Annotated in this window: 12 protein-coding genes; 7 read left to right on the top strand and 5 right to left on the bottom strand. The window is 68.8% G+C overall.

Features of this window, described 5'->3' with window-relative positions:
• Nucleotides 1-10: 10 nt before the first annotated feature.
• Genes QA861_RS03195 through QA861_RS03185 form a run of 3 tightly spaced genes read right to left on the bottom strand, consistent with a single transcriptional unit; the run spans nucleotide 11 to nucleotide 3,298 of the window.
• Nucleotides 11-1,366, bottom strand: a complete 1,356-nt coding sequence (locus QA861_RS03195; protein ID WP_334586649.1) for an ABC transporter substrate-binding protein — start codon at nucleotides 1,364-1,366, stop codon at nucleotides 11-13.
• A gap of 55 nt (nucleotides 1,367-1,421) precedes the next feature.
• Nucleotides 1,422-2,378 carry a carbohydrate ABC transporter permease gene (locus QA861_RS03190; RefSeq protein ID WP_334586648.1) on the bottom strand — a complete coding sequence of 319 codons (957 nt, stop codon included), beginning with the start codon at nucleotides 2,376-2,378 and terminating at the stop codon, nucleotides 1,422-1,424.
• 17 nt (nucleotides 2,379-2,395) lie between these two features.
• On the bottom strand, nucleotides 2,396-3,298 hold the full coding sequence (locus QA861_RS03185) for a carbohydrate ABC transporter permease (protein WP_334586647.1): 903 nt from the start codon (nucleotides 3,296-3,298) through the stop codon (nucleotides 2,396-2,398).
• 172 nt (nucleotides 3,299-3,470) lie between these two features.
• On the opposite strand from QA861_RS03185, the gene QA861_RS03180 reads away from it, so the two are divergent.
• Both QA861_RS03180 and QA861_RS03175 read left to right on the top strand, forming a co-directional pair.
• The gene (locus QA861_RS03180) at nucleotides 3,471-4,631 is read left to right on the top strand and encodes an ROK family protein (protein ID WP_334586646.1); all 1,161 of its coding nucleotides are present in this window, start codon (nucleotides 3,471-3,473) and stop codon (nucleotides 4,629-4,631) included.
• Between the two features lie 109 nt (nucleotides 4,632-4,740).
• Nucleotides 4,741-4,926 (top strand): hypothetical protein, encoded by a 186-nt coding sequence (locus tag QA861_RS03175; protein WP_006380218.1) that lies wholly within the window; start codon nucleotides 4,741-4,743, stop codon nucleotides 4,924-4,926.
• A gap of 162 nt (nucleotides 4,927-5,088) precedes the next feature.
• Here the strand turns inward: QA861_RS03175 and QA861_RS03170 are convergent, their stop codons facing one another.
• Nucleotides 5,089-6,447, bottom strand: coding sequence for a S1 family peptidase (locus QA861_RS03170; RefSeq protein WP_334586645.1), 1,359 nt, complete (start codon nucleotides 6,445-6,447; stop codon nucleotides 5,089-5,091).
• Nucleotides 6,448-6,596: 149 nt separating this feature from the next.
• Nucleotides 6,597-7,418: an SAM-dependent methyltransferase gene (locus QA861_RS03165; RefSeq protein ID WP_334586644.1), complete on the bottom strand. Its 822-nt coding sequence runs from the start codon at nucleotides 7,416-7,418 to the stop codon at nucleotides 6,597-6,599.
• Between the two features lie 272 nt (nucleotides 7,419-7,690).
• Between QA861_RS03165 and QA861_RS03160 the strand changes: the two genes are divergently transcribed.
• Genes QA861_RS03160 through QA861_RS03140 form a run of 5 tightly spaced genes read left to right on the top strand, consistent with a single transcriptional unit; the run spans nucleotide 7,691 to nucleotide 13,110 of the window.
• Nucleotides 7,691-9,016 (top strand): sugar ABC transporter substrate-binding protein, encoded by a 1,326-nt coding sequence (locus QA861_RS03160; protein WP_334586643.1) that lies wholly within the window; start codon nucleotides 7,691-7,693, stop codon nucleotides 9,014-9,016.
• The gene (locus tag QA861_RS03155; protein ID WP_334586642.1) at nucleotides 9,013-9,924 is read left to right on the top strand and encodes a carbohydrate ABC transporter permease; all 912 of its coding nucleotides are present in this window, start codon (nucleotides 9,013-9,015) and stop codon (nucleotides 9,922-9,924) included. The genes QA861_RS03160 and QA861_RS03155 overlap by 4 nt, the downstream gene beginning before the upstream one ends.
• Nucleotides 9,921-10,865, top strand: coding sequence for a carbohydrate ABC transporter permease (locus QA861_RS03150; protein ID WP_334586641.1), 945 nt, complete (start codon nucleotides 9,921-9,923; stop codon nucleotides 10,863-10,865). The genes QA861_RS03155 and QA861_RS03150 overlap by 4 nt, the downstream gene beginning before the upstream one ends.
• A 41-nt stretch (nucleotides 10,866-10,906) precedes the next feature.
• On the top strand, nucleotides 10,907-11,815 hold the full coding sequence (locus QA861_RS03145) for a 5-dehydro-4-deoxyglucarate dehydratase (protein ID WP_334586640.1): 909 nt from the start codon (nucleotides 10,907-10,909) through the stop codon (nucleotides 11,813-11,815).
• Nucleotides 11,816-11,847: 32 nt separating this feature from the next.
• Nucleotides 11,848-13,110 (top strand): glucarate dehydratase family protein, encoded by a 1,263-nt coding sequence (locus QA861_RS03140; protein WP_334586639.1) that lies wholly within the window; start codon nucleotides 11,848-11,850, stop codon nucleotides 13,108-13,110.
• The last annotated feature ends 18 nt before the right edge of the window (nucleotides 13,111-13,128 follow it).

Below are 13,128 nucleotides of genomic sequence, written 5' to 3'. Positions count from 1 at the left end.
TTCGGTGACGTCACTGGTCGAGGATCAGGTTGATCTGGCTGTTGGTCCCGTCGAGACTGGTCACGGACCTGCCGTTGCCGAAGATGTCCTGCATGGCCGGGTGCATCAACGCGTACACGTCGGCCGCGTAGTCGGTGATCGGGTAGGAGAAGGTGGCGAACTCCTTGCCGCCCGCCTTCTCGCCGGCGACCGGCCGGGTGAACGCCGAGACGTCGATGCCCTTCTTCTTGTACGCGGCCACCGCGGCCTTCGTGCCGTCGGGCGTGGCCGGGAAGACGATCCCGTAACTCCCCACCGTCCGCTGGCACTCGGCGGACGCCAGGTACGCGACCCACTTCTTGGCACCCGCCATGTTGTGGGCGTCCTTGGTGATGGAGTCGGCCAGGCCGTTCATCATCGTCGCGCGCCGGCCCGTCGGACCGGTCGGAGTGACGGCGGTGGCCATGTCCAGGCCCTTGAAACCGGCGTAGGAGGAGATCATCCAGGCACCGTCGAACGCGGCTGCCGCCTTCCCCGACGAGATCTGGGTGTTGGCCTGGTTCGACTGGGAGTTGTAGTCGGTGAAGGGGACCATGTAGCCCTTGTCCGCCAGGCCGAAGTACCACTTGATCACCGACTGGAAGGTCTTGCTGTCGTACTGGTACTTGGTGCCCCAGCGCTTCTCGTCGGTGTAGGTCCAGCCCGCCGACGCGGCGAACGTGCTCCACTGGGTCTGGCCGTCGCCGTCGCCGCCGCCGTTGGTCGCCAGGCCGTACACCTTGACGTGGTCCTTGTCGAAGCCGGCCTCGTCGCCCCGTTTTCCGTTCCTGTCGACGGTGAGGTGGGCGATCGCCTTCTCGAAGGTGCCGCCGTCCTTCGGGTTCCAGGAGAGATCGTTCAGCTGGGCCGCCGTGAGACCGGCCGCCTTCGCCAGCTTCCGGTTGTAGAAGAGCGCGACGGTGTCCCAGTCCTTCGGGGCGCCGTAGCGGTGACCGTCCTGCCCCATCCAGTTGGCGGCGAGGCCGGGCTGGTAGACGGAGTCCTCGATGCCGAGGTCGTCGAGCGGTTCCAGGACCTTCAGATCGGCGAACTGGCCGAACTTCTGGATGTGGTCGGTGAACACGTCCGGCTGGGTGCCCGCGATGAAGCTCGCGGTGAGCTTGGTCCAGTAGTCGTCCCAGCCCAGTTGGGTGATCTTCACCGTAAGGCCGGGGTTCTCCCGCTCGAAGCCCTTCGCACAGGCCTCGTAGGCGGGCTGCTGGTTGGCGTCCCACAGCCAGTACGTCACGGTGTCCGACGACGAGCCGGCCGCCCCGCCCTGCGCGCAACCGGTCGCGAGGGACAGCGCCAGAGCTCCGGTCAGTGCCACGACCGTACGAAGTCGCATGTCCGTCCTTTCGGTTGAGCAGATGAACAGGTGAGCGGACGATCGGTCGGCGCGGTCACTTGATGCCCGTGAAGCCGACGGAACTCACGATGCGGCGCGCGAAGCACGCGAACAGTACGAGCATCGGCAGCGCGGCGATCAGGGTCGCCGCCATCAGCCCCGACCAGTCGACACCCGTCTGCGGGGTCTGTGCCCGGAAGATCGCCAGCGCCACCGTGAGCACGCGAGAACTGTCGCTGTACGACACCATCAGCGGCCAGAAGTAGTCGTTCCAGGCGGTGATGTACGTGAGGATCGCGAGCGTGAGCACCGGCGTGGACGCCATCGGCAGCAGCACCCGGAAGAACACGCGGATCTTGCCGGCGCCGTCGAGCAGCGCCGCCTCCTCGACCTCGCGCGGGATGTTCATGAAGAACTGGCGGAGGAAGAACACCGCGAACGGCGTCATGAACATCGTCGGGAGTGCGATCCCCAACAGGTTGTCCACCAGGCCGAGTTGCTTGATCAGGACGAAGTTCGGCAGCAGGGTGAAGATCGCCGGAACCATCAGGCCCGCCAGGAACAGCCCGAAGACGGTGTCCCGGCCGCGCCAGCGCAGCCGGGCGAAGGCGTACGCGGCCATCGCCGAGAAGAAGATCTGACAGCCGGTGATCAGGGTCGACACGAACACCGAGTTGAGAAGGTAGCGCCAGAAGTCCAGGCCGCCGCCCGCGCCGCCCTGCGCTATCGCCTCCTTGGTGGACTGCAGGCCGAGCGCGCGTTCGAAACCGCCGGTGGTCGGATGCACCGGCAGGGGGTTCGTCGGGTCGGCGGCGAGGCCCGCGTTGGTGGACAGCGCGGTGCGCAGGATCCAGTAGAAAGGCAGCAGGGTGACCAGCACGATCGCGGTCATCATCGCCCAGGCGGCGATCCGCCCGAGGGAGGGCCCGCGCCGCTGCGGTTGTACGGCCGCCTTGGCGGATGTCGGGGTCGGTGCGGGTGCCGGTGTCGTCAGGGCTGTCGGCGTTGTCATGGTGTCGGTCCTCCCGGTCAGCCGAGGTCGGTGTGGCCGGCCCGGGTGAGCCGGTACTGGAGGAAGGTGATCGCGCTCAGCACGACCAGCAGGGCCACGGACATCGCGGACGCGTAGCCGAACTGGAAGCGGCCGAAGGCGGCGCCGTAGATGTAGAACTGCAGCACGTTGGTGGCGTTCGCCGGACCGCCCGACGTCGTCACCGCGACAGTGTCGAAGACCTGGAACGAGCCGATCACCGTCATGATCAGGACCACCGCGAGAACGGGCCGCAGCAACGGCATGGTGATGCGCCAGAACATCCGCCCCTCGCTCGCCCCGTCCACCTTGGCCGCCTCGTACATGTCGTTCGGGATGGCCTGCAGACCCGCGAACAGCAGCAGCGCGGTGTAGCCGACGTGCCGCCAGACGTTGATCAGCGCGATCGTCGGGATCGCCCAGGTCTCGTCCGCGAGGAACGGGATCCGGTCGAAGCCGAGAGCCGCGACGATCTCGTTGCCGATGCCGAGCTGGGTGTCGAGGATCCAGAGCCAGACGATGCCCGCGACGACGTTCGACATCAGATAGGGGGTGAGCACGATGCCGCGCAGGACCGCGGACTGGGTCAGCCGCTGGAGCAGTACGGCGATGGCGAGTGCCGACACCGTCTGAACGCCGATGTTGATGGCGACGTACTCGACGGTGACCGTCAACGAGTCCCAGAAGATGGGGTCGTGCACCATCCGGACGTAGTTGTCGAGCCCCACCCACTCGGCGGGGGTCAGCAGGTTGAAGCGGGTGAAGCTCAGGTAGACGCCGCGCAGTGTCGGCCAGAGCAGGAACACCAGGAAGCCCAGCATCGCCGGGGCGACGAAGAGCGCCGCGAGCGCCCCGTCACCCCGTGGTCGACGCAGGGGAGGGCTGGTGGAGGCGACGGTCATGGAGCGACTCCCTCGTCTGCTCGTCGGCGGCTCGTCCTCAGGGCACTTACTTTCGGGGTGGAAGAATCCATTCGTCAAGATGCGGGCAGATATCTTTTGCCGGCCAGGTTTCTCGCCGTATCGTGACCTTGTTAGTTCCGTACCAAAAGAAAAGGTGAGGGGTCTGATCGTCATGACCGCAGTGACCGACGGCTGGCCGCCGCTGAGCCCCGGCGAGCGCGCGGTGGCGATCGAGGTGCTCGTCCACGGCCCCCTGTCCCGCGCCGAACTCGCCCGGCGACTCGACCTCTCCGCCGGCAGCCTCACCCGGCTCAGCAAACCGCTGCTCGAATCGGGGCTGCTCGTCGAGGTGCCCGACGCCGGATCACCGGACGAGGTACGCCAGGGACGCCCCTCGCAGCCCCTCGACATCGTCGCCGAGTCCCGCGCCTTTCTCGGCTTCAAGATCACCGACGACATGGTCTACAGCGTCGTCACCTCCCTGCGCAGCGAGGTCGTCGCCCGCCTGGACCGGCCTCTCACCAGCCATGACCCGGCCCGCGTCGCCGACCTGATCGCCGGGATGGCCGCCGAACTGGCCGCTGCCCGCCCGGCTGTCGCCGGCATCGGGATCGGCGTCGGCGGACGCGTCGAGAACCGCTCGGTGGTCGCCGACTCCGTCTTCCTGGACTGGTACGACGTCCCGTTCGCCGACCTCGTCGAGGAGCGCACCGGACTGCGAGTGGTCGTCGAGAACGACGTCGCCGCCCTCGTCGAGGCCGAGAGCTGGTTCGGCGCGGGCCGTGGACTCGACCGCTTCGCGGTCCTCACCATAGGGGCGGGCCTCGGCTACGGCCTGGTCAGCGGCGGCCGGCGGGTGCCGTCCTCCGAGGACGGCCTGGGCATCGGGCGCCGCTGGATCGTCAACCCGAACGGCCCGCTCACCCCCGACGGGGAGCGCGGCAGCGCCATCTCCCTGCTCACCATCCCCAGCATCCGCTACCAGATCCGCGCCGCCACCGGCCACGATCTGTCGTACGACGAGATCCTCGCCCGGGCCGCCGCCGGTGATCCCATGACCGCCCGCGTCGTCGACGAAGCGGCCCGCGCGCTGGGCACGCTGGTCGCCCAGATCGCCAACTTCGCGATGCCGGAGAAGATCCTGCTCGCCGGGGAAGGTGTCGGGCTCGTCGCGGTGGCGGGGGCCGCGATCGAGGAGAGCATCCTCGCCAACCGGCATCCGCTCGCGGACCCGGTCGACCTGGAGACCAAGGTCTCCGACTTCCACGACTGGGCGCGCGGGGCCGCCGTACTGGCCATTCAGGTGCTCGTGCTGGGGGCGGCCGACCGGTGAACTCGGAGCCGGGCACGAGGAGGGTGACGTACTGCACGTGATCAGTAACACGGTCAGCAATGTCGGAATAGTCCGTATCGATCGATTTAGTTTTCACGGGGGGCGTCATATGCTTCACAGCATGTCCACCACTCTTCAATCCGCCCCTGATCGCTCGGCAGCCGACGTCAACGAAGAGATCCGGGCCTTGTGGCTCCGGTCGGGCGGGATCCTCAACAGCGAGCAGCGGCTGACTTATCAGCAGCTCGTCGCCGAATGGGCCGCGGTCTCCCCGCACCCCGGGCGCGACGCGTAACCGTTTTCGTTCACCATCTGGGCAGCAGGGCCGGGGTCACGTCAGCCCCGGCCTTTCGTGTGTCTGTCGTCCGGTGAGTCCCCGCGCCCTGAAGGGGCGCGGGGAACTGCGCGACCAGCCCCACCGGGCCCGCGGCCGAAGAACGCCGAACCAGCGGAGCACTCAGCTCCACGTCGCCGAGTACGACCTGCGGTAGTCCCTCCGGTCCTGTTCCACCCGGAACCACCGGGTGGCGACCAGGGCGATCAGGCTGCCGCCCACGACCAGCAGCCCGGGGCCCACGTTCTTCGGGTCCGCGAGCTTGTCCAGCAGTGCTTCCCCGGCGGAGCCACCCGTCACCGGCGCCACCGAACCCGGCTGGGCCTCCCCGGGGGCGACGGCGCTTTGCGTGGCCGCACCGGACGGCGCCGGAGCGGCTGCCTGACCCGCCTGGCCGATCAGCCGGACATTGAGCGCGGCCAGCGCCTTGGTCACCGGCTGGAAGAACGTCGTACCGCCGGTCTTGCAGTCGCCGTTGCCGCCCGAGGTGATCCCGAGCGCGATGCCCTCGGAGAACAACGGGCCGCCGCTGTCACCCGCCTCGGCGCACACGGTCGTCTCGATCAGGCCCGACACCGTGCCCTCCGGGTAGTTGACCGTGGCGTTGAGCCCCGTCACCTTGCCGTCGCGCAGGCCGGTGGTGCTGCCGCTGCGGAACACCTTCTGCCCGACGGTCGGATCGGCCGCACCCGTGATCCGCACGCCCCGCCCGTTGCCGATGGCGACGACATCGGCGCCGTCACCGGCCGAGCCGCCGTTGTACTGCACCAGCGAGTAGTCGTTGATGGGGAAGCTGCCGCTGATCGTCTTGCCGATCTCCGTCGAGCCCCCGGTGTCCGCGAACCACACCGAACCGTTGGGCCCGCAGTGACCGGCCGTCAGGATGAAGTCGGCCGACCCGTTGGTCACGTTGAAGCCCGCCGAGCAGCGCCCGCCGGTCGACAGGATCGGCTGCGCCGCGTTGATACGGGTGGTGAACGTGCCCTCGCTCCGCTCCATGCGCACGGAACCGCCGATGCTCTTGGCGACCGAGGCCAGCTTGGCCCAGTCGGCGGCCGACACCGTGCTGTCGGCCTGGACGACCACCTCGTTCTTGGTGTAGTCGACCGCCCATGCCGTGCCCGCCACGCGCGGTGCCGAACGCAGCGTCCGGGTCGCGGACTTGAGGTCGTTCAAGCTGTGGTCCACGACCTTGGCGCGGGCGCCCGCCTTCTCGACCTCCGTGGCCGCCTCGGCGTCGGTGACCGCGACCACCGGTTTCCCGTCGGCCGCGATCCAGCTGCCCGCCGTCCGGTCGGTGCCGAGTTCGGTGACGAGTTCGCTGCCGGTGGTGCCGGCCGTCTGGGCGGAGCTGAAGGGCAGATTGATTTCTGGCGGCTCGCTCGCCACGGCCTGGGTGACCATCAATCCGCCGAGGATGACTCCGCCGACGGCCGCCAGCCGTGTCGCTCGCCGGACGATCCGTCGTCGTGCGTGCCTCATCAATGGCTCCCGAACCCTGAACGCGCGATGTCGCGACACCGCGGGGCCCTCCGGTCGTTGAGTGACCCTCACTTCCATACGTGGCGAGCGGTGTTCGTGTTCAGCGACTCCAAGATCCCGTTCGGGTCCACCGGCCGGGACGGATCGCGTCAGGGCTTACGGGCCACTCCGCAGTACATGGCGACCTCCGTCGGCTCGTCCTGGCCGGTGCGGAATCCCTCCGGGCGCCAGCGCGAGCAGGACACGACCCCCGGCTCCAGGAGATCGAGGCCGTCGAAGAAACGCGCCACCGCCTCGGGACTGCGCTGGGTCAGCCGGGGAGTGCCGTGCGCGTTCCAGAACCCGACCGCCGCGTCCACCTCGGCCGGCGCCGGGCCGGAGACGGTGTGCGACAGCGCGAGATGGCTGCCCGCTGGAAGGGCGTCCAGCAGCCGTCGTACGACACCGTGCGGGTCCTCGTCGTCGCCGAGGAAGATGACCACCCCGAGCAGCATCAGGGCGACGGGCCGGGTGAGATCCAGGGTGCGGGCCGCCTGTTCGAGGACCGCGTCGACATTGCGCAGGTCCTCCTCGACATGGTCCGTACGCCCCTCGGGTGTGCTGGTGAGGAGGGCGCGGGCGTGGACCATGACGAGCGGATCGTTGTCGACGTACACCACCCGGGTCTCCGGAGCGATCCGCTGGGCCACCTCGTGCGTGTTGTCGGCGGTCGGCAGTCCGGTGCCGATGTCGAGGAACTGCCGTATCCCGCACTCGGTGACCAGATGGCGTACGGCCCGCGCCAGGAAGAGGCGGTCCGCGCGGGCGTACTCGCCGATACCGGGGTGCAGTTCACGGATCCGGTCGCCGGCCGCGCGGTCGACCTCGTAGTGGTCCCGGCCGCCGAGCCAGTAGTTCCAGATCCGAGCCGTGTGCGGCTGACGCGAGTTGATCCGCGACTGCAGGGATGCGGCCGATGAGTTCTCGGGCACGGGGGCAGCTCCTGAGCACCGGCGAGAAAGTGTCAACACGCAATCTAGACAAGGTTGTTGATGTTGGCGAGGGTCTGGACGCGTCGGTTGTGAACGGATTCCAGAAGCTGTGCCCGACTCCATGAGGGCCGCTGTGGCCACGGGTGCCTCGGGTCGTGTGACGTCCGTGAAAACTCGGAACCATGTCTTGACATACGGCTGAAACCGTTCGTAGCTTACAGCGGTCATTTAGATTCGTGAAAGACGTTCACGAATATGAACGGAGAACTTCCATGGGCGATCGCCGACGAAGTCGCCGCCTGGCCGCCGTACTCGCCGTCACGGGGCTCGCTTTCACAACGGCCGCCTGCGGAACCGGTTCCGGCGGCTCCGGCGACGACCCGAACACGCTGGAGGTGTGGACCCGGAGCAACCCGGATTCCGCCGCCACCTACGGGCGGGTGTTCGCCACCTTCACCAAGAAGACCGGGATCAAAGTCGACTACCAGCCGGTCATCAACTTCGACCAGCAGCTGCAGAGCCGTGCGTCCACCAAGGACCTGCCCGACGTCATGATCAACGACACGGCGCTGATGGGCAGTTACCAGAGCCAGGGCCTGCTGAAGGCCGTCGACCCGGACTCGATCGCGGGCCATGACCAGATCACCGCCAAGTCATGGGCGTCGACCGTGGGCATCGACGGCAAGCACTACGGCATCCCCTACTCCCGACAGGCCCAGACCCTGATGATCCGCAAGGACTGGCTGCGGAAACTGGGCATCGAGGCGCCCACCACCTGGCAGGAGATGCTGGACGTCGCCAAGGCGTTCGCCACCCGCGACCCGGACGGCGACGGCAAGGCCGACACCTACGGCATGGTCGTCCCCGGCAGCGCCCAGAACGGCTACGCCGCCTGGTGGGGCTCCAGCTTCCTCTGGCAGGGCGGCGCGAAGATCGTGGAGCCGGACGGTCAGGGCACCTACAAGCCGGCCATGGACTCGGCCGCCGCCGTCAACACCGTGACCTGGATGAAGGACAACCTCTTCTGCGGTGACAACGCTGTCACCCAGCCTGGCGCCCTCACCGCCATCACCTCCACCGCCACGAACTTCCAGGACGGCAACGCCGGGATGTACATGACCGGCCCGTACAACATCACCACCTTCGACCAGACCCTCGGCAAGGACAAGTACGAGGTCGTCCCGGCCCCCGCGGGCCCGGCGGGCGGCGACGTGCTGGCCGACGGCGAGAACGTCTACTTCGGCGCTAAGACCGGAAAGACGAAGCAGGAACAGGAACTCGCCGCGTTCCTCATCAGCCCCGAGGGCCAGAAGATCGCCATGACCGGCGAGAACCAGCCCGTCGTCCGCATCCCCGTGAACTCCACGCTGGACGCGGCGGCAGTCCGCGACGATCCCCGCTGGAGCGTGGTGCAGAAGGCGTACGAGGACGCCTCGCAGCAGTTCCCGAACGCGCCCGACTTCGCTCCCATCAAGCAGGACACCGCCGACAGCCTCAACGCGATCTTCACGTACTGCGGCGGTGACGTCCGCTCCCAGTTGAAGGAGCTCAACGAGACCCTCGCCGGTGACCTCAAGGACCAGGACCTGCTGAAATGACCGCTACCGTGACCACCCCCGCGGCGCGCGGAGGCCGGCGCCCCACCAAGAAGGCCCTGGTGCCGTGGCTGTTCCTCGCACCGGGCCTGCTGCTCGCCCTCGTCTTCAAGTTCTGGCCGATGGCCAAGGGCGTCTGGCTCAGCTTCTTCGACGTGCGGCCCTTCCTCGGCGACAGGTGGACCGGCCTCGACAACTACACCCGGGTCCTGACCGACCACCGCTTCCAGGACGCCATCGGACACACCCTGGTCCTCGGCATCGGCCAGTCTTTGGGAGCCATCGTCCTCGGCTTCGTCCTCGCTCTGCTCCTGGAGGGCCAGGCCCGCTTGCTGAAGATCGTGCGGACCGCCGTCTTCCTGCCCGCCGTCACCGCGACCGCGGTCGTCGGTGAGCTGTGGCGGCTGATGTACTACCCGACCTCCGACGGCCTCCTCAACAGCGGCCTGAACCTCTTCGGGCTCGGCCCGGTCCAGTTCCTCGACAACCCGGACCTCGCGCTGTGGTCGACGATGGCCATGGGCATCTGGATCTGGGCCCCCTACAACATGGTCATCATCATGGCCGGCCTCGCGGGCGTCGACCGCTCGCTGTACGAGGCCGCCGCGATGGACGGAGTCTCCCTCTGGCAGCGGCTGCGGTACGTCACCCTGCCCGCGATCCGCCCCGCCCTCGGCATCGTCCTCACCCTCGCCGCGATCCGCGGACTGCGCGTCTTCACCGAGGTCTACGTCCTGACCGGCGGCGGCCCGGCCGGGTCCACCGAGGTCTGGATGACCCGCGCCTACACCCTCGGCTTCACCCGCAACGACATCGGCGGCGCTTCAGCGGCCTCCGTCGTACTGCTCTGCGTGACGCTGCTGCTCACCGTCACCGTCAACTACTTCCGCAAGAGGGGAGACGTGCGATGAGCGCCCCCGTCATCGACCCCGTCCGGGCGACCGCACCGAGGACCACGGGCAAGCGGTCCGGCAAGGCGAAGCGGACCACTCCGGCCCGCTTCGACACCGCTCTCGGCTGGAACGACAAGCCGGGCACCGCCTGGGCCCTGCGGATCCTGCTCTGCGCGACAGCCGTGGCCATCTTCGCGGCGCCCTTCCTCGCGATCCTCTCGGGTGCCTTCACGAAGAACGCCAGCGGCTCGTCGCTGTCCTTCCTGCCGCACGACAGCACACTGCTGAACTTCACGGTGGCCGGCGAGCGCGGCATCTGGGACTACTTCTCCAACTCGCTCGTCATAGCGGGCGGCGGGCTGCTCCTCCAGCTCGTGGTCTGCACACTCGCCGCGTACGCGCTGGCCAGGCACCGTTTCCGCGGCCAGGCCCTGATACTGACCCTGTTCATGCTGACGATGATGCTGCCCGAGGAGGTCATCGCGATCCCGCTGTCACTGGTCCTCGGTGACGTCCCGGTGGTCCACCTCGACCTCAAGGGCACCGTCTGGGGCGTCATCCTCCCGCTGGGTGCCTGGGGCTTCTCGGTGATGATGCTGACCGAGTTCATGAAGGACATCCCCGACGAGATCGAGGAGGCCGCCCGCCTCGACGGCGTCGGCGAGCTGCGCATGCTGTGGCAGATCGTGCTGCCGCTGTGCAAGCCCGCGCTCGGTGTGGCCGGCGTCCTCGGCTTCATCATGATCTGGGACCAGTACCTGCTGCCGCTGATCGCCGCCAAGGACCCCACCGACTACACGGTGACCGTCGCCCTGTCCGTCCTGCGCACCGACCCCGAGGTCGGCTCCGGGGTGGTGCTGGCGGGCGCGGTCATCGCCCTCATACCCAGTCTGATCGTCTATCTGCTCCTTCAGCGCTCGCTGGTCTCCGGCATCGCCGCCGGTGCCACCAAGGGCTGACACCCCCCGACCCCGACCCCCCCCCCACGTTTGAGAGAGACATGAAGTTCCAGGGAGTGCTGTTCTTTCCGGTGACGCCCTTCGCGGCGGACGGAACGCTGGACGGGGAACGCCTCGCCCAGCACATCGAGGCGGGGGTCGCCGCCGGTGCCGGCGGGGTGTTCGTCGCCTGCGGCACCGGCGAGTTCCACGCGCTGACGCCCGCCGAGATCGGGGAGGCGACCAGGATCGCGGTCGCCACGACCGCCGGGCGCGTCCCCGTGCTGGCCGCCGCGGGCGGTCCGGTGCCGGCCGCCCTCGACCAGGCCGCCCGTATCCGGGAGGCCGGCGCCGACGGCATCCTGCTGCTGCCGCCGTATCTGGTGACCGCACCGCAGCAGGGGCTCGTGCGGTACGCGCGGGAGGTGACGTCCGCGGCCCGGCTGCCGGTGATCTTCTACCAGCGCGGCACCGCCCGCCTCACCGAGGCCACGGCCGCGGAGATCGCGAGCCTGCCCGGGGTCGTCGGCCTCAAGGACGGCATCGGCGACCTGGAACGCATGCACCGCATCGTCCGTACGATCCGGGCGCTGCCCGGCGGCGAGGACTTCGCCTTCTTCAACGGCCTGCCCACCGCCGAGATGACGGCCGCCGCCTACCAGGGCGTCGGCGTCGACCTGTACTCGTCCGCCGTGTTCGCCTTCGCCCCGGAGATCGCCACCGCGTTCCACCGGGCGCTGGCGGAGGGCGACCAGGCTCTGGTCACCAAGCTCCTCGACGGGTTCTACGGCCCGCTCGTCGAACTCCGTGACGAGGTACCCGGATACGCGGTGGCGCTGGTCAAGGCCGGCGTGACCCTGCGGGGGCTGGACGTCGGCGGCGTACGGGCACCCCTGCTCGACCCGACGCCGGAACACCTTGCCCGGCTGGCGAAACTCATCGACCACGGTCTGGAGGCGGTCCGCGCATGAGCGGCCTCGCGCACGACGACAGGAGTACGCACATGAGCGGCACCGGAACCGGCACGCGTATCCGCGAACTCCGCATCACCCCCATCGCGTTCAGTGACCCGCCCCTCCTCAACGCCGACGGGGTGCACGAACCGCTCGCCCTGCGCTGCGTCCTCCAACTCGTCCTGGAGAACGGCACGGTGGGCCTCGGAGAGTCGCCCGGAGGCAGTGCCCGTCTCGAACGGCTCCAGGAGGCGGCGAAGGTCGTCGTCGGCATGGACGTCTTCGACACGACCGCCATCGCCGCCGCGATCGACACCGTCCTGAGGCCTGCCGCGCCCCGGTCCCACGACCGGGGCTGGGCCACCTCGGCCGTCGAGGTGGCCTGCCTCGACGCCCAGGGCAAGCTGCTGGGCCGCCCGGTCAGCGACCTGCTCGGCGGCAAGGTCAGGGACGCCGTGCCCTTCGCCGCGTACCTCTTCTACAAGTGGGCCGAACACCCGGCCCTCGACGGCCGTGCGGCCATCGGCGACGAGTGGGGCGAGGCCCTCGACCCGGCCGGGGTCGTCGAACAGGCCCGGCTGATGCAACGACGGTACGGATTCACCTCGTTCAAGCTCAAGGGCGGTGTCTTCCCGCCCGACGAGGAGATCGCCGCGATGAAGGCGCTCGCGGAGGCCTTCCCCGGACAGCCGCTGCGCCTCGACCCCAACACGGCCTGGACGGTGGAGACCTCCAAGTACGTCGCCCGTGAACTCGACGGCGTCATCGAGTACTTGGAGGACCCGACCGCCACCATCTCCGGCATGGCCGAGGTCGCCAAGGACGCGCCGATGCCGCTCGCCACCAACATGTGCGTGATCGCCTGGGAACATCTGCGCCCCGCCGTCGAACAGAACGCGATCCAGGTCCTCCTCACCGACCACCACTACTGGGGCGGACTCCGTAGGACCCGTCAACTCGCCGCCGTCTGCGAGGCGTTCGGCATCGAGCTGTCCATGCACTCCAACTCGCACCTGGGCATCAGCCTCGCCGCGATGACCCACGTCGGCGCCGCCATCCCCAACCTCGCGCACTCCTGCGACACGCACTACCCGTGGAACTCGGCCGACGACGTGATCGTCCCCGGCGCCATCGAGGTCCGCGACGGCGCCGTGAAGGTGCCGACCGGCCCCGGCCTGGGTGTCGAACTCGACCCCGACGCCCTCGACCGGGCCCACCGCCGCTACCTCGACTCCGGGATACGGGACCGCGACGACACCGGGTACATGCAACAGATCCGGCCGGAGTACGAGCGGCTGCTGCCCCGCTGGTGAGAGCCGGCGAGGAGGGCA

The sequence above is a fragment of the Streptomyces sp. B21-083 genome (genome assembly GCF_036898825.1).
Lineage (GTDB): Bacteria > Actinomycetota > Actinomycetes > Streptomycetales > Streptomycetaceae > Streptomyces.
This window is presented reverse-complemented; position numbering and strand designations above follow the sequence as displayed.

What these genes read in the sequence shown, in the direction of transcription:
- QA861_RS03195 (WP_334586649.1), bottom strand. Translation starts at nt 1,366, where the DNA reads ATGCGACTTCGTACGGTCGTGGCACTGACCGGAGCTCTGGCGCTGTCC.
- QA861_RS03190 (WP_334586648.1), bottom strand. Translation starts at nt 2,378, where the DNA reads ATGACAACGCCGACAGCCCTGACGACACCGGCACCCGCACCGACCCCG.
- QA861_RS03185 (WP_334586647.1), bottom strand. Translation starts at nt 3,298, where the DNA reads ATGACCGTCGCCTCCACCAGCCCTCCCCTGCGTCGACCACGGGGTGAC.
- QA861_RS03180 (WP_334586646.1), top strand. Translation starts at nt 3,471, where the DNA reads ATGACCGCAGTGACCGACGGCTGGCCGCCGCTGAGCCCCGGCGAGCGC.
- QA861_RS03175 (WP_006380218.1), top strand. Translation starts at nt 4,741, where the DNA reads ATGCTTCACAGCATGTCCACCACTCTTCAATCCGCCCCTGATCGCTCG.
- QA861_RS03170 (WP_334586645.1), bottom strand. Translation starts at nt 6,447, where the DNA reads ATGAGGCACGCACGACGACGGATCGTCCGGCGAGCGACACGGCTGGCG.
- QA861_RS03160 (WP_334586643.1), top strand. Translation starts at nt 7,691, where the DNA reads ATGGGCGATCGCCGACGAAGTCGCCGCCTGGCCGCCGTACTCGCCGTC.
- QA861_RS03155 (WP_334586642.1), top strand. Translation starts at nt 9,013, where the DNA reads ATGACCGCTACCGTGACCACCCCCGCGGCGCGCGGAGGCCGGCGCCCC.
- QA861_RS03150 (WP_334586641.1), top strand. Translation starts at nt 9,921, where the DNA reads ATGAGCGCCCCCGTCATCGACCCCGTCCGGGCGACCGCACCGAGGACC.
- QA861_RS03145 (WP_334586640.1), top strand. Translation starts at nt 10,907, where the DNA reads ATGAAGTTCCAGGGAGTGCTGTTCTTTCCGGTGACGCCCTTCGCGGCG.
- QA861_RS03140 (WP_334586639.1), top strand. Translation starts at nt 11,848, where the DNA reads ATGAGCGGCACCGGAACCGGCACGCGTATCCGCGAACTCCGCATCACC.